The sequence below is a fragment of the Actomonas aquatica genome, assembly GCF_019679435.2.
GTDB classification, from domain to species: domain Bacteria; phylum Verrucomicrobiota; class Verrucomicrobiia; order Opitutales; family Opitutaceae; genus Actomonas; species Actomonas aquatica.
In genome coordinates, this window is sequence record NZ_CP139781.1 from 208,921 (window position 1) to 233,907 (window position 24,987).

19 protein-coding genes and 1 pseudogene are annotated in these 24,987 nt (G+C 63.3%); 11 read left to right on the forward strand and 9 right to left on the reverse strand.

Annotated features, from left to right (window positions below):
- Positions 1-7 precede the first annotated feature (7 nt).
- From K1X11_RS00825 to K1X11_RS00840, 4 genes are all read right to left on the reverse strand, one after another.
- On the reverse strand, positions 8-1,000 hold the full coding sequence (locus tag K1X11_RS00825) for a beta-ketoacyl-ACP synthase III (RefSeq protein ID WP_221029031.1): 993 nt from the start codon (positions 998-1,000) through the stop codon (positions 8-10).
- A 17-nt stretch (positions 1,001-1,017) separates the two neighbouring features.
- Complete coding sequence (gene plsX / locus K1X11_RS00830) at positions 1,018-2,088, reverse strand: phosphate acyltransferase PlsX (RefSeq protein WP_221029030.1); 1,071 nt, start codon at positions 2,086-2,088, stop codon at positions 1,018-1,020.
- Positions 2,089-2,130: 42 nt separating this feature from the next.
- Positions 2,131-2,310: a 50S ribosomal protein L32 gene (gene rpmF / locus K1X11_RS00835; protein WP_221029029.1), complete on the reverse strand. Its 180-nt coding sequence runs from the start codon at positions 2,308-2,310 to the stop codon at positions 2,131-2,133.
- A 139-nt stretch (positions 2,311-2,449) separates the two neighbouring features.
- Entirely contained in the window at positions 2,450-3,481 is a 1,032-nt protein-coding gene (locus K1X11_RS00840; protein WP_221029028.1) for an undecaprenyl-diphosphate phosphatase, read from the reverse strand.
- Between the two features lie 80 nt (positions 3,482-3,561).
- On the opposite strand from K1X11_RS00840, the gene trpD reads away from it, so the two are divergent.
- Genes trpD through K1X11_RS00855 form a run of 3 tightly spaced genes read left to right on the forward strand, consistent with a single transcriptional unit; the run spans position 3,562 to position 6,561 of the window.
- Positions 3,562-4,608: an anthranilate phosphoribosyltransferase gene (trpD, locus tag K1X11_RS00845; protein ID WP_221029027.1), complete on the forward strand. Its 1,047-nt coding sequence runs from the start codon at positions 3,562-3,564 to the stop codon at positions 4,606-4,608.
- The gene (gene glmM, locus K1X11_RS00850) at positions 4,605-5,939 is read left to right on the forward strand and encodes a phosphoglucosamine mutase (RefSeq protein WP_221029026.1); all 1,335 of its coding nucleotides are present in this window, start codon (positions 4,605-4,607) and stop codon (positions 5,937-5,939) included. The genes trpD and glmM overlap by 4 nt, the downstream gene beginning before the upstream one ends.
- A 19-nt stretch (positions 5,940-5,958) precedes the next feature.
- Positions 5,959-6,561: a tetratricopeptide repeat protein gene (locus K1X11_RS00855; RefSeq protein WP_221029025.1), complete on the forward strand. Its 603-nt coding sequence runs from the start codon at positions 5,959-5,961 to the stop codon at positions 6,559-6,561.
- 3 nt (positions 6,562-6,564) lie between these two features.
- Here K1X11_RS00855 and K1X11_RS00860 read toward each other — a convergent pair whose 3' ends face one another.
- The 3 genes from K1X11_RS00860 to K1X11_RS00870 are packed head-to-tail and all read right to left on the reverse strand — an operon-like array spanning position 6,565 to position 11,161.
- Positions 6,565-8,532, reverse strand: a complete 1,968-nt coding sequence (locus K1X11_RS00860; protein WP_221029024.1) for a glycoside hydrolase family 97 protein — start codon at positions 8,530-8,532, stop codon at positions 6,565-6,567.
- Positions 8,533-8,559: 27 nt separating this feature from the next.
- Positions 8,560-9,417, reverse strand: coding sequence for an EamA family transporter (locus tag K1X11_RS00865; protein WP_221029023.1), 858 nt, complete (start codon positions 9,415-9,417; stop codon positions 8,560-8,562).
- Positions 9,418-9,466: 49 nt separating this feature from the next.
- Positions 9,467-11,161 (reverse strand): ABC transporter permease, encoded by a 1,695-nt coding sequence (locus tag K1X11_RS00870; protein WP_221029022.1) that lies wholly within the window; start codon positions 11,159-11,161, stop codon positions 9,467-9,469.
- Positions 11,162-11,339: 178 nt separating this feature from the next.
- Here K1X11_RS00870 and K1X11_RS00875 point away from each other — a divergent pair, with 178 nt between their 5' ends.
- Positions 11,340-12,308 (forward strand): metal-dependent transcriptional regulator, encoded by a 969-nt coding sequence (locus K1X11_RS00875; protein ID WP_221029021.1) that lies wholly within the window; start codon positions 11,340-11,342, stop codon positions 12,306-12,308.
- A pseudogene (gene feoB, locus K1X11_RS23470) lies at positions 12,305-14,523 on the forward strand (ferrous iron transport protein B). Before K1X11_RS00875 ends, feoB begins: the two are co-directional and overlap by 4 nt.
- Before the next feature lie 123 nt (positions 14,524-14,646).
- Here the strand turns inward: feoB and K1X11_RS00890 are convergent.
- Positions 14,647-16,077, reverse strand: a complete 1,431-nt coding sequence (locus K1X11_RS00890) for an adenosine deaminase family protein (RefSeq protein WP_221029020.1) — start codon at positions 16,075-16,077, stop codon at positions 14,647-14,649.
- A 77-nt stretch (positions 16,078-16,154) separates the two neighbouring features.
- Between K1X11_RS00890 and K1X11_RS00895 the strand changes: the two genes are divergently transcribed.
- From K1X11_RS00895 to K1X11_RS00920, 6 genes are all read left to right on the forward strand, one after another.
- A complete protein-coding gene (locus K1X11_RS00895; protein ID WP_221029019.1) occupies positions 16,155-17,960 on the forward strand; it encodes an adenine deaminase in 1,806 nt (601 codons plus the stop codon).
- 152 nt (positions 17,961-18,112) lie between these two features.
- On the forward strand, positions 18,113-20,464 hold the full coding sequence (locus tag K1X11_RS00900) for a TonB-dependent receptor (RefSeq protein ID WP_221029018.1): 2,352 nt from the start codon (positions 18,113-18,115) through the stop codon (positions 20,462-20,464).
- Between the two features lie 282 nt (positions 20,465-20,746).
- Positions 20,747-20,872, forward strand: coding sequence for a type B 50S ribosomal protein L36 (ykgO, locus tag K1X11_RS00905; RefSeq protein WP_221029017.1), 126 nt, complete (start codon positions 20,747-20,749; stop codon positions 20,870-20,872).
- Between the two features lie 31 nt (positions 20,873-20,903).
- Complete coding sequence (locus K1X11_RS00910) at positions 20,904-21,161, forward strand: type B 50S ribosomal protein L31 (RefSeq protein ID WP_221029016.1); 258 nt, start codon at positions 20,904-20,906, stop codon at positions 21,159-21,161.
- Positions 21,162-21,253: 92 nt separating this feature from the next.
- Entirely contained in the window at positions 21,254-21,910 is a 657-nt protein-coding gene (locus K1X11_RS00915) for an HAD-IB family phosphatase (protein ID WP_221029015.1), read from the forward strand.
- A gap of 52 nt (positions 21,911-21,962) precedes the next feature.
- Complete coding sequence (locus tag K1X11_RS00920; protein ID WP_221029014.1) at positions 21,963-23,519, forward strand: putative Na+/H+ antiporter; 1,557 nt, start codon at positions 21,963-21,965, stop codon at positions 23,517-23,519.
- Positions 23,520-23,634: 115 nt separating this feature from the next.
- Here K1X11_RS00920 and K1X11_RS00925 read toward each other — a convergent pair whose 3' ends face one another.
- Positions 23,635-24,927, reverse strand: coding sequence for a Glu/Leu/Phe/Val family dehydrogenase (locus tag K1X11_RS00925; protein ID WP_324726051.1), 1,293 nt, complete (start codon positions 24,925-24,927; stop codon positions 23,635-23,637).
- Between the last annotated feature and the right edge of the window lie 60 nt (positions 24,928-24,987).

Genomic DNA, 24,987 nt, shown 5'->3' on the forward strand with positions numbered 1-24,987 from the left:
GAAAGAGTTACCAGCGAACCAGCGCGCTACCGTAGGTCAAGCCCGCCCCAAAGGCGACGAACAGAGTCAGGTCGCCGGGTTTGATGCGGCCGACCCGACGGGCCTCATCCAAAGCGAGCGGAATCGAGGCAGCGGAGGTATTGCCGTAGCGGTCGAGGTTCACAAAAAAGCGGTCGACGGGAAGCTCCAGGTATTGGGCGATGGCGTCGATGATGCGCAGGTTGGCCTGATGCGGGATGACGCAGTTCACTTCGTCCGGTGAGACGCCGTGTTGTTCCAGAATGTCGCGGGCGGCGTCCTTCATTTCGCGCACGGCGAACTTAAACACCTCGCGGCCACGCATCTGGACATGGCGGGGGGGATCGCCCGCGGCGGGTGTCGGGTGGTTGGAACCGCCCCCCGGGATGCAGAGCAAATTGGTGTTGCCGCCCTCGGAGTAGAGCTTCGCCCCGCGAATCTCCGCGGTGGAGCCAGCGGGTTGAGGGCCGATGACCACGGCGCCGGCGGCGTCGCCGAAGAGCACGCAAGTGGAGCGATCCGACCAGTCGAGGACGGAAGAAAATTTTTCGGCCCCGATCACGATGGCGTGACGGTAGCGACCCGACTGGAGCATGGCCCAGGCGGTATCGAGGGCGTAGATGAAGCCGGAGCAGGCGGCCTGCACGTCGAAGCAGGCGGCTTCGGGGCGGGCCCCGAGTTTGGCCTGCACGATGCAGGCGGTGGCGGGCATCGGCATGTCGCCGGTGACGGTGGCGACGATGATGAGGTCGATCTGTTCGATGCTGAGACCGGCGTCGTCGAGGGCGGCTTGGGCGGCCTTGGCGGCGAGGTCGGAGGTCATCTCGCCTTCGGAGGCGATGTGGCGCTCACGGATGCCGGTGCGGGTGATGATCCACTCGTCGGAGGTCTCCACCAAGTCGGCGAGATCTGCATTGGTCATCACGCGTTCGGGCGCGAAGGAGCCGGTGCCAAGGATGGCGAAAGGGGTGTCAGAGGCCATGAATAGGTATCCGGGCCTCAGGGGGTTTTGGCGTCCGCCGGTTCGGGGCGAAGGATTTTGTTGGCGCGTTCGATGTCGCTTTCAATGCGGCTGGTGAAATCGACGCGAATGAATTCGCTGGCGTCGCCGATGGCGTTCATGAGCGCGTAGCGGTTGGCGGAACCGTGGGCCTTGAGGACCGTGCCGCGGAGGCCGAGGAGGGGGGCGCCGCCGTAGCGTTCGGGTTGGATGCGGTGACGCAGGCCGGTGAACGCGCCCTTGGCGAGCAGGCCGCCGAGGCGACGCACCGGGGTGGAGAGCATCTGCGCCTTGAGCTCGTTGCGGAAAAACTTGGAGAGCGATTCCCAGCTCTTGAGGCAGATGTTGCCGGTGAAGCCGTCGCAAACGATGACGTCAACGTGGTCGAAGAAGACTTGGAAGCCTTCGACTGGCCCCACGTAGTTTACGAGATCGCCGAGCGCCTTGAGGCTCTCGTGGGTGCCGTTGATGAGGCTGTTGCCCTTGCCCTCTTCGGTGCCGATGGTGAGCAGACCCACGCGGGGGCGTTCGACGCCAAGCTCGAGTTGGGCGTAGTGGCTGCCGAGGATGGCGTTGTGCACCAAGTGGGTGACACGCGCATCGGGGTTGGCACCGGCATCGATGAGAATGAAGTGGCCGCCTTCGCGCGGGATGACCGGGGAAAGGGCGGGGCGCTCAACGCCCGCAAGAGTGCGGAGTTTGAGCGTGCCGGCGGAGACGAGGATCTTGGTATTCCCGCTGGAAACGACCGCGCGCGCCTCGCCGTTTTTGACCAACTCGATGGCCTTGATCATGGACGAGTCACGCTTGCGCTTGATCGCGGTCATGACCTCGTCGCCCATCGTAATCACCTCGCTCGCATGGAGCAGGGCGACCTTGGGATGGTCGAGCAGGTTGGCTTGCTGGAGCAGCGGGGTGAGCTCTGCCTCGTTACCAACGATGGTAACGGGGCAAAGATCCGAAAACTCCCGCAAGGCCAATTGGAGGGCCGCGACGACTTCGGTCGGGCCCATGTCCCCGCCCATCGCGTCGAGCGCGATACGGCGGGTATCAGCTGAAAAGTTTTCCATCCGTTTGGCTACCCGGACGGATCAGTGCTGTGGGGGAGGGGCTCAGACGTTGACGTCGAGCACCTGGCGGCCGCGATACATGCCCGTGTTCGGGTTCACGCGGTGCGGACGGACGGCGGAACCATCCGTGGGATCAATGGCGAGTTCGGGCGCCTTGAATGCGTTGGCGGCGCGGCGGTGAGCGCTGCGTCGTTTGGACTGTTTGCGTTTCGGTTGGGCCATGTTGGGCGGTGTTTAAAGGGTTCTGCGGCGACGGCGAACGAGGTCTCCGGCGTTGGTAAAGGCGAGGACGTAAAGAGTGCGTGAACGGGGCGTCAAGCGATTATCCCCCGGTGATTTGCTGCGAAGCGGACATTATTTTTCAATCCAACATCCACAGCGCCAGCACGATGGCGAGCACGACGCGGTAGATGGCGAAGGCGCCAAGGCCAAATTTTTGCAAATAGGCGACGAGGAAGCGCACCGCGGCGGCGGCGGCTACGGCGGCGACGAGGCCACCGATCAGCATCTCGCTCCAGCCGAACACGGCGACCATGGCGGGGCCGGCCTTGAGACCCTTGTAGAGGGCTGCGCCGCCGAGCACGGGCAGGCCGACCAGAAAACTGAACTCGGCGGCGCGAGCGGGGGCGAGGCCGCAGAAGTAGCCGCCGACCATTGTCACCATGGACCGACTCATGCCGGGCCAAAGGGCAAGGCATTGCACGCAACCGACTTGCACGGCTTCGCGTGGAGAGAGATCGCAGGGGCGTTTTTCGGCGGCGGCAGCCGGAGCGGAGGCGGGCAGGTGTTTTTTGCGCCAACGTTCGGCGAAAACCATAAATCCGGCGCCCACGACGAGCGCGGCGATGACGGTCCAGATCGAAAACAGGTTGGCGTCGATCCAGTCGTCGAAGGCCAGACCGACGATCACGACCGGGAAAAAGGCGAGGGCGATGTTGCGCAGGAGGAGCAGGCCTTCGCGGGATTGGCCGCGCACGCCCTGCAGCATCAACATGAGGGAGGGCCAGAAAATGAAGACCACGGCGGCAATTGCGCCGACTTGGATGACCACGATGTAGGTGTCGGCGGCCAGTTTCAGGGTGAGCGGCTCGCCAGCCGGGTTTTCAGCCGACGGGGCCTCGGCCCAGAGGAGCTGGCCGTCGGCGTCGACAAGCTGGGCGTCGTTGTCGAGCCCGAGGGCGGTGTTGGTGATGATGAGGTGGCCGGTGGAAGAGATGGGCAGGAACTCGGTGATGCCTTCCACGATACCGAGAATGACCGCGTCGGTTTTGCTCATGGCCTGCTGGGCTTCCTCCACGGGTTGAGGGGCGGACGCAGAGGTGGACGAAACGTCGGGTTGCGCGGCCAGGTAGGTCACGAGCGAAAGAAAGATGGTGGCAAAAAGAAGACGCACGGGCTTGTGGGTTCCACAAGGCGGCGAGTCTGTCCAGATTAGGCTTTGCGCGCCGGGGAATTCCGCTTGGTTTGGGAACAATGTCAGACCTCGCTTCGTTGACCGAACAACTGCGCGCCGCGCAGGACCTGCAGGACGATCAAATTCAGACGGCGGCCGATGCCCTCGCGGCGGAGACGGAGGACGCCCAGATCAAGGCCGACTTCCTGAGCGCATGGTCGGACAAGGGCGAGTCGGCGGCGGAGATCGCCGCGCTGGCGCGCGCCTTTCGGGCCAAGGCGGTCGACCCCGGGGTGGAGCGTTTTTCGGCCGAAGCCATCGATATCGTGGGCACAGGCGGCGATCATTCCGGCGGTTTTAATATTTCAAGCATGGTCGTTCTGACCCTCGCCAGTGCGGGCGTGAAGGTGATGAAGCATGGCAATCGCGGCATGACGTCGGCCTGCGGCAGTGCGGACCTGTTGTCGGCCTTGGGCGCGCAGCTCGATGCCCCGGCGGCCAAATTGCGCGTGGCGCTCGACGAACTCGGCTACTGTTTCTTTTTCGCGCCGGCTTACCATCCCGCGTTCAAACACATCGTGCCGGTGCGCAAGGCGCTGGCAGCGCAGGGGCGGCGCACGGTCTTCAACATCCTCGGCCCAACGATCAACCCGGGGCGTCCGGCGCACGTGATGTTGGGCGTATTCTCTCCGGATTGGGTAGATCGCATGGCGGAGGTGCTCAACCGGCTGGAGACGACCGCCGGTCTGGTGGCCCATGGTGTCCTCGGCGAGGGCAAGGGGATCGACGAAGTCACGACCGCCACGCGCAACCAGGTGCGCGGCGTGGGGCGAGTGCAGGATTTGCAGGCAGAGTGGACGGCGGCGGACTTCGGTCTCGAGCCGTGCGACTTCAGCGAACTGCAGGGCGGTGATGTCGAACACAACGTGGGCATCGTGAACGCTGTGCTCGATGGCAAAGGACCGCGGGGACTGGTCGACACGATTACGCTGAACGCCGCGATCGGCCTGTGGGTCACGGGCAAAGTCGACAGCGTGCGGGACGGTTTGCCGGCGGCGCGCGAATGCCTGCTGGGCGGTGGGGTGCGCGCCAAGATCGCGGCCACGAAGGAATTTTTCAGCGCATGAAACGCCGCTATTTCGGCACCGACGGTGTTCGTGGTCCGTTCGGCGGTCCGGTGATTAACACGACCTTCGCTGCGCGGCTCGGTCACGCGGTGGGTTCGTGGATTGGCGGCTCGGGCCGCGTGCTGATCGGGCGGGACAGCCGCGCTTCGGGCGAGGTCCTGGAACAGGCCGTGGCGGGTGGCTTGGTCGCAGCGGGCTTGGATCCGGTCTCGCTGGGCGTGTTGCCCACGCCGGCGGTGGCGCGGGCGGTGCGTGAGGGGGAGGCGGTGCTGGGCGTGGTGATCACGGCCTCGCACAACCCGGCGACGGACAATGGTATCAAGTTTTTCAATACTCGGGGCGAGAAGCTCAGCGATGCCGAGGAGCTGGCGATCGAAGCGGCGATGGTCGAGGCTCCGGCCGATCTGGCGGCGGCGGGTTCGCTGAGGTCCGATGCGACCGCGCGGGCGGATTATGTGGCGGCACTGGTGGCGGCGTGGCCGTCGCAGGCGCTGGCCGGATGGAAGATCGTGTTGGATACGGCGCACGGTGCGACGGTTGACACGAGTCCGGTGGTGCTGCGCGAATTGGGCGCCGAGGTGGTGGGCATCGGCGATGCGCCCGATGGTCACAACATCAACGCAGCAGTGGGCAGCGAACACCCTGCGCAATTGGCCGCGCGGGTGGTGAGTGAAGCGGCCCGGATCGGCATCGCGCACGACGGCGACGGCGATCGTTGCGTGTTGTGCGACGAGACGGGAGCGGTGTTGGACGGAGACGAGATTTTAACGCTGTTGGCGGTGGATGCGCTGCGCCGCGACGAGCTCACCAAGCAAACCTTGGTGGTGACCAAACAAAGCAATCTCGGCGTCGATCGCGTGGTGACGGCGGCGGGCGGTCGCGTGCTGCGCACCGATATCGGCGACCGTTACGTGAGTGAATGCATGCGGGCGGAGGGCGCGGTGCTGGGCGGAGAGAGCAGCGGCCACATCATCTGTGCGAAACTGGGCCCAACGGGGGACGGACTGGCGGCGGCGCTGCAGGTGTTGCGGATCATGCATGAGACCGGCGAACCGCTGAGCCGCTTGCGTTTGGTGCTGCAAAAGTTTCCCCAGAAAACGGGCGCGCTGCGCGTGGAGGAGAAGGTGCCTTTGCCGGACTGCCCGCACCTGCAGGCGGAAATGGCCAAACTGGAAGCGGAGCTGGGAGCGTCCGGTCGCTTGCTGGTGCGTTATTCGGGCACGGAACCGAAACTACGTCTTCTGGTGGAAGGTCCGGACGAAATCACGGTGGAGTCGGCCTTCGCCCGCTTGGTGGTGGCGACTGGTCAGGACCTGAAGGTCGTAGAATGAGGAAGGCGCGAGCGGCGGCATGACGAACGAGGTTTCCATCACCGCTCTGCCACCGCGCTTACAGGAACTGGCGCACAAAGCACGGCGGGCACTGACCCAAGGTGATGCGGCGTATGCCAGTGAGATGCTCAGCGCGATTCTCGCGGAGCAGCCGGCCTGTGCGGATCTGCGGAGACCCTGGTGGGAGGCGCTGAAACAGACCAAACCGCAGGGCGCGCTGGGGTGGCTGAAGAAGCTGACCCGCGGCGGCGCGAGTAAGTCGTCGGCGGGGGCAGATCCGCTGGGGCAATTGGGCGCGGCGGCGAAGGCTTTGGAGGCCGATCCGCAATCAGTGGGTGCCTTGCAAACGATGGCAGACGCGGCCGGGTCAATGGGTTGGACGGGAACGCAACTCTTTGCGTTGGGGGCGGTGTGGGAGCTCGCTGCGCGCGATAAAGCGGCGGGATTGGCCATGCTCGCGGCCCAGCAGAGCGCCGGACGCTTTGCCGAGGCGGAGCAGAGTCTGGCGCGGCTGGTGCAGGCGTATCCAAACGACGGAGACGTCGTCGCCGCGTGTCAGGCCTTGGGGGTGGCTCGCACGATGCGGGAAGGGCGTTGGGGCGGCGACACGCCCGCGTCCTGATGCTCAATGAACCGGCTCGAGGATGGCGGTCCAGCCACCGCCGCCGCTGAGCTGCAGCTTGAGCGTGGTGGTGGCGTCGACCGTGCGTTCTTCGCGGCGATAATCTTCGGCGTGTTGGTGGGCATTGACGCCGTCGCGCAGGATGGTGGCGGTGTAGTCCCCGGCACCGAGGAAGGAGAGATCGACTTCGATGTCGCGCGGTTCTTCGTCGGTCATGGCGCCGATGAACCACGTGTCGCCGGAGCGGCGGGCGATGACGGCGTAGTGGCCGACGGAGGCGTGGAGCGGTTTGGTTTCATCCCACACGGTCGGGATGCGGGTCATGAAGGCGATGGACTCGGCTTCCTTGAGGTAGAGCGACGGCGAGTCGCAATACATCTGGAGCGGGCTTTCGAAGACGACGTATTTGGCGATCTCGTGGGCGCGGGTGCCGATGCCCATGGGGCGGAAGTGGCTCACGCGATGATCGCGCAGGTGGGTGTTCACCATGGCGCCGGGAGTGTAATCCATCGGGCCAACCGCCATGCGAATGAAGGGCAGGGTAACGTTGTGGGTGGGCGTAATGTCGGAGCTCCACTTGTTGTTTTCGTTCCCTTTCACGCCCTCGTAGGAAATGACGTTGGGATAGGCGCGGCGCAGGCCGGAGGGTTTAAAGGAGCCGTGGTAGTCGACGAGCAGATGACGTTCGGCGGCGGCGCGGGCGGTCTCATGGTAGAACTCGACCATGGGCTGGTCGTTGCGCTGCATAAAATCGATCTTCACACCTTTGACGCCCCAACTGGCGTAGAGGTCGAAGAGCGCCTCGCGGTCCTTGGCGAGCGGCTCGTTGAGGGACCAGAGAATGATGTCCACGCCGCGCTCGGCGCCGTAAGCGACAAGCTCCGGCACATCGATATCGGGGTTGGGCTCGAAGAGGTTGGTGGTGGAGGCCGACCAGCCCTCGTCGAGGATCACGTAGTTGATGCCGTAGCGGGAGGCGAAATCGATGTAGAACTTGTAGGTGGCGTTGTTGATGCCGGCCTCGAAATCGACGCCCGTGATGTTGTTGGCGTTATACCAATCCCAGGCGACGGTGCCGGGTTTGATCCACGACGGATCGGCGATCTCGTTTTCGCGGGAGAGGAGGAAAATCAGCTCGCTGGCCAACAGATCGCGGTCGTCGTCCGACACGATGTAGGCGCGCCACGGATACGTGCGGTGACCGTCGGAGCGGGCGACGTAGTCGGCGGTTTCGGTGAGCACGACATTGCGGTCGGAGGTGCCGTTGTCGGCCGGTTCGATGGTCAGCGGGTAGGGCGGAAGTTTGGCGGTGAGCGCCGGGCCGCCGGTGCCGCTAAGGAAGAGGCCAGGATAGTTGTAGAGGTCGGCGTCGGAGAACACGACGCGCACGCCGTCGGGCGTGGTGAAGAGCACGGGCGTGGAGGCGAAACGGTCGGCGGACACGTCGGCCAAATCCACATCGAGGTAGAGGCGCTCGTTATGCGACATGATGGACTCCTCTTCCGGGAAAAGAGAGCGGGTGCCGCGGGGGAAGCTGAGGGCGAGAGATTCGTCGCGCACCAGCACCTCACCGTCGATGGCGGTGGTGAAACGGTAACCAAATCCATCGTTCAAGACCCGGATTTCGAGGGCGTGGTCGCCGAGGTCGACTGTGAGCTCGTGGTAGTGATCAGCGAGCTCGGCGAATTTGCGTTTTACGACCGGTCGCACGGTGCTGTCGTGGGAGCGGCGGGAGATCGTCGCGGTCGAGGCGTCGGCGCCGAGGTCGCGGCCGCCGATGAGATGGAGGCGCACGGGAGTGGGCGTGATCACGGTCTTGCCGTCGAGCGCGGCGGAAAGGCTGAGTCCGTCGTCGGTCGATAGGGTGACGGCCAGACGCGAGTCGGGGGAGCTGACAGAGTGCACGGCGGCGAAGAGCGTTGAGACAGAGGTGAAGGCGGCCAAGGCCGTGAGTAAACGGAGAGGTAACATGGGGAGGGGGGCTGCCCGAGTGATGTTTTAGGTCACTTTGGCGGAGGGGCGTTTTTCGGTGAGGTAGAGGGCGAGCGCCATCAGCGCAAAACTGACGGCGAGGTGCGGGAGACTGACGGCTTCGTGAAAAACGAGCAAGGCCACGACCACGCCGAGCGGAATCTTGAGATTATTAAAAACCGCGAGGGTGCCGGTGCTGACTTTGGTGGCGCCGAGATTCCAGAGGAAGAAGCCGACTCCGGAGGCGAGGGTGCCGAGATAAGCGAGCGCGGCCCATTGCGCGCCACTGGGGCGGAAGGCCGTCCAATCGGTGATGAAGAGCGAAACGGCTCCGGCGGCGATCACCGCACCGAGGTAGAGCCACGCGAAGATGCCGGCGTCGGAGGCGCGTTGCCATTGCTGGCGGTAACGTTGGTAAGCGACCTGACCGACCGCGAAGCAGAGGTTGGAGCTCTGCATGAGCAGCACGCCGAGCAGACCTTCGCGGCTGATGCCGCCCTGCCATTTGAGCACGGCGGCGCCAAACAGCGCGACGACGGCGGCGAGCAGGGCGCGGCGGTCGAGACGGCCAACGAGGGCGCCATCGAAGAGCACGACGTAGATCGGCGTGAAGATGGTGAGCATCACCACCTCGTAGGCCTGCAGGTAGCGGAAGGCGGCGATGTAGAGGGCATACATCAAACCAAACTGAATCGCGCCGATGGCCATGAAGGTGAGCACGGCGGGGCGGGGCACAGCCTTGGGTTTGAAGAAGGGCAGAAACGCGAGCAACGCGAGGGCGAGCCGGACCGTGGCGACACCGGTGGAATCGAGGTCGGAGAAACTGGTCTTAATCAGCCCGAACGAAAAGGCCCAGAGCAGGGAAACGGCGATGAGGTAGAGCATGGACGCGTTCAGCTTTCAGCGGTCAGCCAACAGCGGAAGCCGACCGAGATCACACGCGAAAGATCGCGCCGAGTTTTTTGCCGAGGAGCAGGCTCATGCCGACGATGGTCACGCCGAGGAAGGCCATGGCCCAGACGCCGAGCGCGCTGGCGATGAACTTTCCGTCACCGAGCAGTTGGAAGAGTTCCAGGATGGCTTTGGTGATCGGATAGAAGGCCTGTTTCTGAGCGAGAATGAGCGAGTCGGACACCTCCAGCATGGCGAAGGCGAAGGCGAGCAGGCCGCCGGCGATGAGGTTGGCGGCGATGAGCGGCAGCGTGACCTTGGCGGTGGCCTTGAGCGGCGGGCAGCCAAGATTCTGCGCGGCTTCTTCGAGGGTTTCGCTGGTCTGCTGGAAGCCGGCCGAAGCCGAACGCACCACGTAGGGCAGGCGGCGCACGGAGTAAGCGATGATGAGCAGGAAGGTCGGGTTCTCGATCGGATTGAGGAAGGCGAAGAAGCGGCCCTCCTGACTCATGGCGAGGTAACCGAAGGCGAGCACGAGGCCGGGGACGGCGAGCGGCAGCATCGAAAGGAAGTCGAGAATCTGGCGCCCGCGGATCTTGGAGCGCACGACCACGTAGGCGATGGCGATGCCCAGGATGATGTCGATGAGGGTGGAGATGCTGGCGAACTTAAGGGAGTTGGCGATGGCCGGCACGGTGAGGCCGTGGCCGAGGGCGATCTCGTAGTTCTGCAGGGTGAAACTGTTGGGCAGGACGGAGCCATACCAGTCGGAGGCGAAGGACACCAAGATCACACCCAGATGCGGGGTGACGGCCGCCAGCGTGACGGCGAGGAAGAGACCCGTGCAAAGCCAGCCGCGCAGACCGCCGAGCGGGCGGGGGCCGCCGGTGCTGGTGGCCTTGGCCATCATGGCGTGGGCCTTGCGGCCGAAGAGACCCTTGCCCAACGCGTAGAGAGCTACGGTGCAGGCGAGCATGACCGCCACCAAGGTGTAGGGGAACGGGTTGCCGCCGATTTCCTTCAGGCCGTAGAAAATCTGCACCGAGGTGACCCGCGGGTAGTCGAAGATGAGTGGCACGCCGAGCTCGGTGAAGGCCCAAATGAAGACGATGGTGCCACCGGCGAAGAGGCCGGGGCGGATGAGCGGCAGTGTGATTTTAAAGAATTTGCGGAAGCCGCGGCAGCCGAGGTTTTCGGCCGCTTCTTCCATGGCAGGGTCGATGTTGGCGAGGGAGGCGACGGCGTTGAGGTAAACGATGGGGTAGAGCGAGAGCGCCTGGACGCAGGCGATGCCCCAGAAACGATTGGCGGCGAACCAGTCGAAGGCCCAGCCATCGGGACGCAGGCCGAGGGCGATGATGCCGGCGTTGAGGGCGCCGTATTGGCCAAAGATTTGTTTGATGCCGATGGCGCCGACGAAGGGCGGCAGGATCATGGGGATGAGCACGACGGAGCTGAGCGCGGCTTTGAGCGGAAAGTTGAAGCGGTCCGACAGGAAGGCCAAGGGGATGGCGATGCCGAACGCGATCGAAGTCGTGGCGCAGGCCAACATAAACGAGTTGGCGAGGCCCATCAGGTAAACCGGATCCTGCAGCAGCGCGACGAGGTAGGAGAGCGTCAGGTGCCCATCGGCATCGACGAAACCTCCCTTGAGGATCTGCAAAATGGGCCACACAAAGAAAGCCGCGAAGAACGCGGCGGTGACGGCGAAAACGAGGCGGGCGAATCCCTGCGACATGGGCAGGGAGTCTGCTGAGCGGAAAGCGACGGCCACAAGGGCGAAGTCGACGTAATTAGCAGATTAAGCCGGTGCTGAAAGATACCTTGTTAAAACAAAGTTTGACTAGGCTAATATTTGAGATCTGCCTGACTCACGTGCATGATCGTGTTTCCGCACGAACTTGATCCCACCAACTATGGCTGAATCGAAATCCTATCACTCCCTGGCCGCGCTCCCGGCGCCCGACCGCATTGCGGTGGAGGATGTGCTCCGCGCGTTGTTGGAATGCGAATACCGCGGCCACGAAGCAACCGAGGCGCATTTGGCGGGACTCAGTGATATTGGGCGTCAGCGCACTGGGCGGGGTTTGGCGGAGGCGGGGCGTTTGGAATTGGTGACCACGGCGCTCGCCGGCACGTGGACACTGAGTGTGGCGGGGCGGGTGGAGGCCGTGCGCATCATGCGGGCGCATCGTCTGACCGAAACGCGACTGGCGCGGGAGACGGGCGTGCCGGCGAAGCAATGGCACGATGTCGCCCACAGCCATGAACACGCCATGACCGAGGGCGAAGTGGATGCCTTGGCGGATCAGTTGGGCAATCCGCGCTTTGATCCGCACGGCGATCCGATCCCGACCCGCGAAGGGCATCTGCCGGAGCCGGAAGACCATCCGCTCCTCGAGTGGCCGTCGGGTGAAACCGGAGTGATCGCGCACGTGGAGGATGAGCCCAAGGATTTGTTTGCCGAGTTGAACGCGCTCGGCGTGGTGGCGGGACTGCGCTTTGTGCGGGTGCGGGGCGACCGGGAGTTGGAGCTGCGGGTCGAAGGTCGCAAAGTTACCCTTTCGCCGGAGTTGGCCCCGTTGGTGCGGGTGCGGGCGTTGCACCGGGACGAAAACGACATGGTGCCGAATGCGGTGCGCCTGAGCGATCTGGAGGATGGCGGGGTCGCGCAGGTGGTGACCTTGCTGCCGAGTTGCGCGGGCTCGGAACGGTCGCGGCTGCTGGATCTGGGCTTTGTGCCGGGCAGTCGGATCGAGCGGGTTTTGAACAGTCCGCTCCACGGGCCGGTGGCCTACGAAGTGCGGGGCACGCTCATCGCGCTGCGACGTTCGCAGGCGGATCACGTTTTGATTAAAAGAATAACCCAGGAGCAACGCGCATGAGTGAAGCCTGTCCTCCCTCGGCCTGCGATTCGTGTCGGGCCGCCCGGGGCGAATTAGAACGCCTCGGACTCAACCTCGCCAAGTGGGACCACGTGGTCGCGCTCGCGGGCAATCCCAACACCGGCAAGAGCACGCTCTTCAATCGGCTGACCGGTCTGCGGCAGCACACCGGCAACTGGCCGGGCAAAACGATCGCACGCGCCGAAGGTGGCTTCGGCTACAACGGCCAGCGCTACAAGATCGTGGACCTGCCGGGCACGTATTCGCTGCGTTCGGCTTCGCCGGACGAAACGGTGGCGCGCGAGTTTTTGTTGTTTGGTCAACCCGATCTCACGCTCGTGGTGGTGGACGCCACCAGCCTGGAGCGGAACCTGAATCTGGTGCTGCAGATCCTGCAGATCACCGATCGGGTCGTGGTGGCGATCAACCTCATGGACGAAGCCAAGGCGCACGGCATCCTGATCGATGCGCGCAAGTTGGCGAAGGACCTCGGCGTGCCGGTGGTGCCTTGCGTGGCGCGCTCGGGCGAGGGCGTGGACGACCTGCTGGCGGAGATGGATGCGGTGGCGAACGGCAAGGTCGCGACCAAACCCTATCGTCTGAAACTCGATGTGCCCGGGCTGTCGCGTTCGATGGACGCCTTGGTTGAGAAGTTGAAGCAACGTTTCCCGGGCCTGCCGCATGCCGAGTGGATCGCTCTGCGCTTGCTCGAAGGCGATCGCACGATCGCGGCGAAAGTGGCGGATGGCTCCATCGGCAAACTCACCGAGGACGCGGCCGAGAAAGTGAGGCAGTCGGCATGAGTGACGCGAACGTGAAGGACGACCTGTTGCAGATGGCGGAGCAGATGCGCTGGGACTTGCCGCGCAATTTTAACGACCATCTCACCGAAGCGATTTACGCCGAAAGCACGCGTTTGGCGGAAGGCAGCGTGGCGCGCAAAGGCGAGTCGCGCCGACTGGATCGGCAGCACAAAATCGACCGTCTGCTCACGAGTCCGCGCACCGGTTTCGCCATCATGGCGCTGGTGTTTGCGAGCGTGTTGTGGGTGACGATCGTCGGCGCCAATTACCCGAGTGGCTGGCTGGCGTGGCTGCTCACCGAGCAGGCGTATGGTTGGCTGCGCGAACTCGCGTTTGGCGCGCTGCCGGCGTGGGTGGCGGGGCTGCTCGTCGACGGCATGTTTCTGGCGACCGCGTGGGTGATCAGCGTGATGCTGCCGCCGATGGCGATCTTCTTCCCGGTCTTCACGATGTTGGAGGACTTGGGTTATCTGCCGCGGGTGGCGTTTAACCTCGATCGCGTGTTTCATCGAGCCGGCGCGCACGGCAAGCAGGCGCTCACGACGGCGATGGGTTACGGTTGCAATGCGGCCGGCGTGATCGCGGCGCGCGTGATCGATTCGCCACGCGAGCGCTTGATCGCGATCATCACCAACAACTTTTCACTCTGCAACGGACGGTGGCCGACGCAGATCCTGGTGGCGTCGGTTTTTCTCGGCGCGCTGGTGCCGGCGCAGTTTGCCGGCTTCGTGGCGACGGGCGCGGTGTTTGTGGTGGCGATGCTGGGGTTCGGGCTGACCTTGCTCAGTTCGTGGGCGCTCAGCCGCACGCTGCTGCGCGGCGAAGCGTCGACGTTCAGTTTGGAACTGCCACCGTTTCGGCCGCCGAATTTGTGGCGCACGCTCTACACGTCGTTGATCGATCGCACTCTGTTTGTGTTGTGGCGTGCGGTGGTGTTTGCGATGCCGGCCGGCGCGGTGATCTGGCTGGTGGCGAATGTGGATATCGGCGACCAAAGCGTGGCGGCGTGGTTCATCAACGGCGTGAACCCGCTGGGCGTTTTGATCGGTCTGAATGGCGTGATCCTGTTGGCCTACATCATCGCGATTCCGGCCAACGAAATTGTGATCCCGAGCATCCTCATGTTGACGGTGCTGATGACCGGGCAGGCGGATGCCGGCGCGGGCGCCGGGGTGATGTTTGAAGTCGGCGACGAAGGCGTGAAACAGATCCTGACCGGCGCGGGGTGGACCGCGCTAACGGGCGTGTGCCTGATGTTGTTCAGCCTCTGCCACAATCCTTGCAGCACGACGCTCTACACCATCTACAAGGAAACCGGCTCGGCCAAGTGGACGGCGCTCTCGGCCCTCATGCCGACGGTGATCGGCTTCGTGCTCTGCGGCGCGGTCGCGTTTGTGTGGCGGCTGATGTGAGCCGGTGACGGGCGCGCGAAGCGGGAACTGAAGCCGGGCTCGGTGAGCCCGGGGTGTGCCCGTCCGCCGGTCTACCGGGGTCAGCGACCCCGGATACAGTTGTCTCGTTGTTGTTGATGCGTGCTATCGGCTGACCTCGGCGAAGGGGAACCCCCAGTTGCGGTGGCCGTAGCCGTAGGTGACGGGCGCGACGTCATCAAGCAGCGCGAGCGCGTCGGCCACGGAGCCCGCGGCGAAGCGTTGTTCGAAGGCGGTGACAGCGGCGTCGTAATCGGCGAGGAGGCGAGCCTTGGTGGGCTCCTCGACGAAGGCGTGGGTGAGGGAGTTGCGGCCGAGGGCGACGAGTTCGGCCCAGGACAAGTTGTAGTGCGTGACGGCGGTGTAATACTCGTCGGTCAGATTGCTGTCCCACATGCCGCGGTCGTCGGTGTTGAGGCAGACGGGCACGCCGGTGCGCAGCAGTTCCGGGAAGGGGTGGCGGTCGAGGTCGGGCACGTATTCGAGCAGGCGATTGGAGATGAGGTTGATCTCAATGAGCGTGCGGTCGCTGTGCTGGAGCAGGAGGAGCGTTTCGGGGTCGCCGAGGAGGTTGAGGCCGTGGCCGATGCGGGAGGCGCCGAGGAGCAGGGTTTCGCGGATGTTGCGATCGGGGCTGTCCATCTCGCCGGCGTGGATGGAGAGCGGCAGGGTGGGGTATTGCGCGCGCAGGCGACGGTAGGTTTCGAGGAAACGCAGCGGGTAGCCGTGGCCGTTTTCCTCGATGCCGGCCATGTTGATGGCGACCCATCGATCGCGGTGCGCGTCGACCCAGGCGTAGGTTTTGGCCAACTCGGCTTCGGCATCGGGCGCGAAGCGCAGCACCATTTCCTGGAAGCGCACGACGAGTCCGGTGTCGGCCACGTCGGGTCGGGCGAGGCGCGCCTCCAGCAAGGCAAGGGCTTCGTCGTCGGAGAGCGGGGTGAGGTCGTTGTGGTGCAGGCCGGTCACGCCGAACTGCAGCTCGAGGTAACGCAGGCCTTCGGCGGCGAAGGCTTTGATGTTTTCGGCGAGCAGTTCGAAGCGGACATGCGGGTTGTCGTTGATGTCACCGAGGCGGGGCCAGTGGTCGTCGAAAAACACGTCGCGGCCTTCGCCGGGTGCATCGAGACGGAAGCCGTCGAGCCAGCCGCGGCGCTCGGCGGCGGTCATCGCGGTGAGCGCCACGTATTCGCGCTGCACGGCGGGCGATAGCTGATCGTAGGTGGCTTGGCGGACCGTGTGATGGCGGGCGGTGGCGGCGATCGCATCGGGCGCGGCGGCGAAACGCTCGCGGGCGTAGAAGGTGTCGCCGCCGTTGCGCGTCGGGTCGGTGAGCACGGCCCACATCCATTCCGCACGGTTGGCGCCGCCGAAGTGGTTGTGCAGGTCGCCGCCCTTTGGCAGGGCGTAAAGAAAGGTGTAGAGTTGGGCGGGCGTGGCGGCGGCACGAAGCGCATCGTAGCGAGCGCCAAAATCGTCGGCGCGGAGGCCGGTGAGGCAGCAACAGGCGAGAAGGACGAAGCGCAGTCGAAGCATGGCAGGAGCGTGGCGGCAGCCGGAATTGCGCCAATGAAAAAGGTCGCGCATGGCACCGGGTTTGCTGAAAACGGTTCATGCCGCTGACTCGTTTCTCCGTCCCCGCCCTCCACACTGTCACCCGTCAGCTCGCCGCCGTGGCGATGGGTCAAGCCGAGCCCGATTTGGTGATCACCGGTGGGCGCGTGTTTTCCTCCTACACCGAGCGCCTGCACGACAATCGCGAGGTGTGGATCAAGTGCGGTCGCATCGCGGCGGTGAAGCCAGCCGGCACGGCCAAGAAGCAGCGGGGTGGGGCGACGAAATTTTACGACGCCAAAGGTGGCATCATCGCCCCGGGTTTGGTCGACCCGCACATCCACATTGAGAGCTCGATGATGGCGGCCTGCGCCTACGCAGAAGGCGCGTTGCTCAACGGCACCACCACCATCTTCTGCGACAGTCATGAGATCGGCAACGTGTGTGACGTGGCGGGCGTCGAGTGGATGCTGAAAGACGCGCGTCAGGCTCCGCTCAATATCTTCCTCACGGTTCCGAGCACGGTGCCCGCGACCTCTTCCTATTTTGAAACCGCGGGCGGCGATCTGACGGCGGAGAAGATTGGCCAACTCTTCGACAAGTGGCCGGAAGCCGTGGCGCTGGGCGAGAAGATGGACTTCGTGCAGGTGGCGATGGGCGACGAACGCAGCCATGCGATTCTCGGCGCGGCCATCCAGCGCGGGAAGCCGATCAGCGGTCACATTTATGGCCGCGAGTTTGTGGCGGCGGGCGCGGCCAGCGGCATCAACGACACGCACGAGGCGATCGATCGCGACATCGCCGACGACTTTTTGGAGAACGGCGTCTGGGTTTTCCTGCGCGGTGGCCCGCCCACCACGCCGTGGCACTCCCTGCCGGAGGCGATCAAGACGGTCACGGAACTCGGCGCGAATCCGAAGCGGGTGTGCGTGTGCACCGATGACCGCGACGCCGACGACCTGTTTATGTTTGGCCTCGACTGGGTGGTGCGCGAGGCGGTCAAGGCCGGCATGTCGCGCGAGACCGCGTTGAGTATGGGCTCGCTGCATCCGGCGACGCGTTTCCATTTGGACAACGAGATCGGCGGACTCGGTCCGGCGCGTCGGGCGGATCTCGTGCTGATGAACGACGACCTGGAGCCGCAGTGCACCTGGTATGGCGGGGAGCTGGTGGTGAAAAATCGCAAGGTGACGCCGCTGCTCGAAGAGACCCTCAGCCAGCCCTACCGCTATCCCAAGGCGGCCTACCGCACGGTGAAGTTGCCGCGCAAACCGAAGCTCACGCCGGACCTGCCGACGGAGACGGTGGTGGCCAACACCATTCGCACGGAGTTGCCTGGCATCATCCTGTTCCATGATCAGGTCACGCTGGAACCGGCCGCCTCGTGGGAAGAGCAGTTTGCCAAGCACGACCTGTGTTTCGTCACGGTGGTCGAGCGTCACGGGAAGTCGGGCGAAGTCGCCCACGGCCTGCTGCGCAATTTTGGGCTCAAGGAAGGCGCCGTCGCGAGCAGTGTGGGCCATGATGCGCATAACATCATTCTGGCCGGCACCAACGAGGCCGACATGGCGGTCGCGTTGGAAACGATCAAAGCCAGCAAGGGCGGCGTCTGCATTGTAAAGCAGGGCAAGGTGGTCGCGGAGGTGCCGCTGCCGATCGCGGGTCTGCTCTCCGACAAGCGCGCCAAGGTCGTGGCCAAGGAGTCGACCAAACTCAAAAAGGCATGGGCGGCAGCGGGTTGCACATTGCCCTATATGGGTTTCAACCTCATCCCGCTCTCGGTGATTCCGGAGATTCGGATTACGGACAAAGGACTGGTCACCGTGCCCGGAATGAAGATCGTGCCGTTGTTCGAAACGAAATAGTTAAAGCACTGCGTATCAGGAGGAAGGGAATTTAGGCCCGAAAGGACCCCTCTGAAGGGAACCTTTCGCGGCCCATGAGCGTTATTTCTGGAATGCAGGCACGTAGCGTGCTTTCAAGGCGCTCGACCGACTTGGACTATTAACTAGCTAAAATGAACCGAACTTATCTCAAACACCTTTCGCTGGCCGCCTTGGTGGCTGGTTCCGCCTCGTTCCTGGGGGCTCAAGCCGAAGAGGAAGAGCCCATCGAGATGGAGAGCTTCGAAGTCAGTGATGTTCCCATCGAGGAGAACATCATGCCGACGTCGCGCCCCTTCAACTCCGTGTTCGGCGTGGGCGACAACATCCTCAACACCCCCCGCAGCGTAACGGTGATTTCCCGTGAGCAGCTCACGGCGATCGCGATCACCGATGTGCGTGATTTCGCCAAGCTGACCTCCAGCTCGTTCACGCGCTCCAACTTTGGTGCTCCGGCCAACCCGGATATCCGCGGCCAATACGCCGACGTGTTCCTCAACGGCATGCGCGCTGGCACCACCTCCAACGGCAATGGTATGCCGGTGGACTTCAACTGGGTGGAATCGGTTAACATCGTCAAAGGTCCGGCCACCGCTGTCCAAGGCGCTTCCGCCTATGTGGGTGGTTTCATCGACTACGTGTCCAAGCGTCCCTTCTTCGATGCCGCCAAGGGGGAGACCTGGGTGACCATCGGCACCGACGAGATCTTCCGCATGGGCGTCGACTACGGTGCCCCGATCTCCGACACGCTGGCTTACCGCATTTCCTACTCGGGTGAAGACTCCGATGGCTGGTATGACGACTCCTACCGCAAGAGCCACGCGCTCTACGGTGCGCTGACTTATCGCCCATCCGACGACTACGAGCTCTTCCTGAATGCGCAGGGCTTCTATGCCGAGTATACCGAAAACTTCGGTATCAATCGCCCGACCAACAACCTCATCCAAAACGGTCTCTACCGCACCGGCGTGAACATGAATCAGGGCGCCGGCGTCCCGAACTCCGATCCGCAGAACTCGGCGTATGTCACCAGCGGCTTCCCGTCCAACGTCATGGACTGGGGACCTGAGGTGTATATCAACCGTCGCAATCGTCTGCTCAAGCCGGGCGATAACTCGATCGGGCGCAGCTTCAAAGCGCAGGCCGTCCAGACCTTCAAGGGCAACCCGGACCTCACCATCGTGAACAACACCCTGTTCACCTACCTCCGCCGCGAGACCTATAGCTCCTACTATTACTCGGAAATCGTCGACCCGACCATCACTCTCGAGTCCCGCCTTGAGTTCATCAAGAACTGGGGTGAGGGGAATACGTTCAACGCCGGTGTCGCCGCGCGTTACATGAGCAACAAGGCCTATAACGACTTCTACTTCGAGCCGGCCGCCGTCTGGGATCTCACCCGTGACCACAACTTCATCGACGTCACCAACTCGGTGAACTTCCCCGGCTACGGCCAGGGCGCCTTCGGCTTCGACGGCGGCCCGGTCCCCGGCTATCCGGGTCGCGTGGCCAGCGCGCAGCTGGAGAACGGCGACACCAACGAGTCGCACGCCTGGAGCGGTTCCCCGTTCATCCAGAGCTTCTTCAAGCTCTCCGACACCGTCCGCGTCATCGCGGGTGGACGTCTCGACTTCCTCGATGTCACGACCGAGGACCCGTTCACGGCCGACTCCGAGCGTTCGATCAGCGTCACGCTGCCCAACGTCAACGCCAGCATCATCTTCGAGCCGATTCCCGACTACACCTTCTACCTCACCGGCAACTACAGCGAGAACACGTCCGGTGCGACCGGCAACGGTGGTGGCTTCGCCGGCCTGACCCGCGACGGTAGCGGCGAAATCGTCCTCCAGAAGTCCGACTTCACCCAGCCCAGCGAACTCATCGAAGCCGGTGTGAAGCGCTCCATGATGGACAACACCCTGTTCCTCGGCGCGGCCGTGTATCACCAGACCCGCCAGAACAAGCCGATCAACAGCCCGGTGGCGACCTACACCTACAACGGCTTCGAGCTCGAGGCCAACTACCAGCCGAACAAGAAGTTCTTCGCCACGGTTTCGATGGGTTACATCCACGCTTGGGTCCCGGGTCAGTTCCTCGGCTTCGAGGCCCTGAACGTTTCGCCGCCCGCCGCTCCCGAGGTGCAGCGCAACTCCGTGACCTCCGGCAAGGTGAAGATCCAGGGTCTGCCGAGCTTCCAGTTCAACGCCCTCGTTTCTTACAAGTGGGACAACGGTTGGGGCATGACCGTCAACGGCACCTTCCACAACGAGATGAACAACAACTGGGCCGGCACCCTCGTGATCCCGTCCCAGTTCGAGTTTGATACCAGCATCTACTACGGCACCGACACCTGGGAGGCTCGCCTCTCCGTGCTCAACTTCACCGACGAGCAAAACTGGTCCCCGCCGAATGGCACCTACGGCAACGAGTCCATCGTCGCCGAGGAAGGCACCCGCGCGGAGCTGACTTTCAAATACAAGTTCTGAGCCAGATAGCAGTCTAAGCTCCAAAGGCCGTCGGCGTTCGCCCGGCGGCCTTTTTGTGGCCAGCGGGAGACCCGCCCCCGGAAGGGGGAGGGCACCTCGGCATTCCCGCCCAAACAGCGGCCGACGGGAGGTCAAACCGGGCGGAAACGCCGCCAGGGCTCGGAATTGCCCTGGATTATGACCGCATTAAATGCTCTAAACCTCTGCAAAACAGGGACTCACATTCCTTGTGAGTAAACCATTGACAGCGGGTGACGCGCCCGGTGTGTTCAGTCTTTTTCCATGAAAGTCGTCTCTTCTATCAAGTCCGCCAAGAAGCGCCATCCGGCGTGCCAAGTGGTTCGCCGCAAGGGCCGCATCTACGTGATCAACAAGGTCGAGCCTCGTTTCAAGGCCCGCCAGGGTTGATTCGCGTCCAATTCATTAAGGAGTAACGCACGTGAAAGCCGATACGCATCCCAATCTGAACAACGTCTGCTTCGTCGACGTCGCCACGGGTAAGAAGTTCCTCACCCGCTCCGCCCTCAAGTCCTCCCGCAAGGAGACCATTGATGGCGTTGAGTATCACGTCGTCGTTCGCGACGTCACCAGCGACTCGCATCCCGCTTACACCGGCGAGAAGCGCCTCGTCGACACCGCCGGCCGCATCGAAAAGTTCTCGAACAAGTTCCGCCGCCAGCGCGCCGCTGCCAAATAAGGCAGGGTCAGACGACTTTTCTTCAACCCGTTCCGCCTTGCGGAGCGGGTTTTTTATTGCCCGCGCGCCTCGCGCCGGGTGCCCTGCGCGCCGTGTCCATTACCAGTTCCGGTCCCCGTCTTCTTGTCATCGATTGTGACAGCACGCTCAGCGCCATCGAGGGTGTCGACGAGCTCGCCCGCGTGCGCGGTGACGAGACCTTCGCAGCCGTCGAGGCCATGACCCACGATGCGATGGATGGGCGCCTCGCGGTGGAAGCGGTCTTCGGCAAACGCCTCGAGATTATTCAACCGACCGCGGCACACGTCGCCGAGATCGGTCAGCGTTACATCGACACAGTGGAGCCCACCGCGGCCGCCACACTTGCGACCCTCTGCGCCCGCGGTTGGACGCCCATCATTTTGAGCGGCGGCTTTCGTCCGGCTATCCGCCCGCTGGCCGACATGCTACAGATCGAGCGCGTCGAGGCAGTCGACCTGTATTTTGATGCCGACGGCAACTACGCCGGTTACGCCGAGAATTACCCGACGACCCGCTCCGGCGGAAAGCCCGAGATGATTCGCCAGTTGAAGGCCGAGCTCTCGCCTCAACAGATCGTCATGGTGGGCGACGGCGTGAGTGATCTCGAAACGCAGCATGACGTGGATCTGTTTGTGGGCTTTGGCCGATATGTGGCGCGCGAAAAGGTGAAGGCGGGTGCAGCGCATTTTGTCACGCAGTTCGCGGATTTAGCACCGATTTTGGGGTGAATTCGGTCTGAATCGCTTGCGCCGGACCGGTGGGCCCCTATCCGTCGGGGCAATGCCTGCACGGTCATCCCTTACCCGCCTGTTCCTCCTTGCACTTTTACTGACTGGTCTAGCTTCCGCTGCTTTCGCCGCTGGTGGTGGTGGCCATGGAGAGGAGGTCAACTTTCCGCTGCCGCTGGAGTCTTACGGCGACCATGGCAGTGGTAGCATTTTGGATACATTGAAGGGCCGCATTGCGGCGGAGCCCTTCAATCTGGTGGCGACGGTCATCTTCTTTTTGGCCATTGTGCACACCTTTCTCACCGCCAAGTTCCGTCACTGGGCGCATGAAGTGGAGCACGAACATGCGGAGAAATTGAAAGCCCGCCGTGCCAGCGAACCGGATACGGACTACGACGAAGACGGACGCCCCGATGAAGTCAGCTTCAAGGGGCAGATCCTGCACTTCCTCGGCGAAGTGGAGGCCGTGTTTGGTATCTGGGTGTTGGTCCTGGTGAGCGCGCTGGCCATCGACAAAGGCTGGGGCACGGTCGTCGACTACATCGACTACGGGGTGAATTACACCGAACCGATGTTTGTGGTCGTGATCATGGCCATGGCGTCGTCCCGCCCGGTGCTGCGCTTTGCGCGCATCTGTCTCTCCGCCATCGCATCCATCGGCAAACGTTCTATTGGCGCGTGGTGGCTTTCGATTCTCATTGTGGGACCGGTGCTCGGTTCCTTCATCACCGAGCCCGCGGCCATGACGATCGCGGCGCTGCTCCTCGCGCGTCAGTTCTACGACCTGAAGCCGTCGCCCAAGTTTGCCTACGCGACGATCGGCCTGCTCTTCGTGAACATCTCGGTGGGTGGCACCTTCACCCACTTTGCGGCTCCGCCCGTGCTGATGGTGGCCGGTCCTTGGGAGTGGAACATGCCTTACATGTTCACCCACTTTGGTTGGAAGGCCCTCATCGGCATCATCATAGCGACCGCCGTCTACTACGTGATCTTTAAGAAGGAATTTAAGATCATGGAAGAACGCGCCAAGCAGGAGCAATCGCAGTCCAGCAAGTCTCGCGATGGCGAGCCCGTGCCGGCGTGGATCACCTTCGTGCAGCTCATGTTCATGGCGTGGACTGTGTTTGTCGCTCACCATCCGGCGTTCTTCATTGGCGGCTTCCTCTTCTTCCTCGCCTTCGCCCAAGCGACCGCCCACCACCAGGCCAAGATCGACCTCAAGCCGCCGTTGTTGGTCGGCTTCTTCCTCGCGGGTCTGGTGACCCACGGTGGCCTGCAAGGCTGGTGGATTGAGCCGGTGCTTAAGAGTCTCGGTGAGGTGCCGCTCTTCACTGGCGCCACGGTGCTGACGGCCTTCAACGACAACGCCGCCATCACTTATCTTGCTACGCTCGTCCCCGGCTTCACCGAGGAATTGAAATATGCAGTGGTCGCCGGTGCCGTTACGGGCGGTGGTCTCACCGTGATCGCCAACGCGCCGAATCCGGCGGGCCAGTCCATCCTGCAGCGTTACTTCCCGAGCGGTGTCTCGCCGCTGGGTCTCTTGGCCGGTGCGCTTTTCCCGACCTTGGTGATGAGCGCCTGCTTCCTGCTTTTCGGCACCCTCTGATCGACCTGTTGGCGGGTAACACGACGCCTTCCATTCTAAAAAAATCCCGGCACCAGTAGAGGTGCCGGGATTTTTGTTTTGAGGCGGGAGCACCGCCGCAAGGGGTGCTGCTGGCTCAGGGGAAGAGGCCGCGGCCGGACTTAGCGTCAGCGACACGCTGGATACCCAGCGTTTGCGCGGCGAGGCGGCGACTGAAGCCGAAGGCGCGCTGCTGTTTGTCGACCGAGACCTTCGCCTTTTCGAGAATGCGGAACAGCTTGGTCATGACCTCATCGCGGTCCCAATAATAGTTCTGCTTGTTCTGCAGCCACTCGAAGTAGGAGACGATCACACCGCCGGCATTACAGAGCACGTCGGGGATGATTTCGATGTCGCCGCGCTTTTCGATGATGCGGTCGGCCTGGACGGTGGTGGGACCGTTAGCGGCTTCGGCGAGCATGCGGCACTGCAGCTTCGGGGCGTTCTTGGGCGTGATCACGCGGGGCAGGGCGGCAGGAATGAGCACGGTGCACTTGGTGGTGAGCAGCTCGTCGTTGGTGATCGGTTCACCTTCGTCGCAGTCCTTGAGCACGCGGGTGTATTGCACGTATTGGGCGGCCTTGCGGGTGTTGATGCCCTTGGCGTTGTAGATGCCGCCGGTGTAGTCGGAGATCGCGATGATCTTGGCGCCGTAGTCCTCAAGCGCGAAGGCCGCTTCGGAACCCACGTTGCCGAAGCCTTGGATGGCCACGGTCGCGTCCTTGATCGGGATGCGCATATCCTCGAGGTATTGTTTTACCAAATACGCCACGCCGGCGCCGGTGGCCTCGCGGCGGCCTTGGGAACCGCCGAGGGAGATCGGTTTTCCGGTCACGATGGACGGTTCGATATGGCCCACGTGATTGGAGTAAGTGTCCATCATCCAACCCATCATCTGTTCGGTCGTGCCCATGTCGGGCGCGGGCACGTCCACATCGGGACCGATGAAGGGGATGAGTTCCTGCATGTAGCGGCGCGCGAGCCGCTCCAATTCACGATCGGTAAGCTGGTCGGGGTTTACAATGACACCGCCCTTGGCACCGCCGTAGGGCAGACCGACGAGCGAACACTTCCAGCTCATCCACATGGCCAAGGCGGCGACTTCGCCGATCGTCACGTGTTGATGGAAGCGAATGCCGCCTTTGGACGGACCGGTGGAGAGGTTGTGCTGCACCCGGTAACCCTCGTAGACGGTCACCGTGCCGTCGTCGCGCCGAATGGGCAACGATACGGCAAAGGACCGGCGCGGATACTTGGTGCGGTCACGAATCTCCTCCGGGAGACTGATAGCGTCGGCGGCCTGGTCGAACTGACGGCACGCCATTTTAAATACGTCCGACTGATAGAGGGACGAGATGATGACTTTGGACATCGATTTTGAGGTTTTCATCAGTCTACGAAGCTTCCCGCGTGAATCAACCGGGATCAGAAGCAGACAAGCGCGATTGAA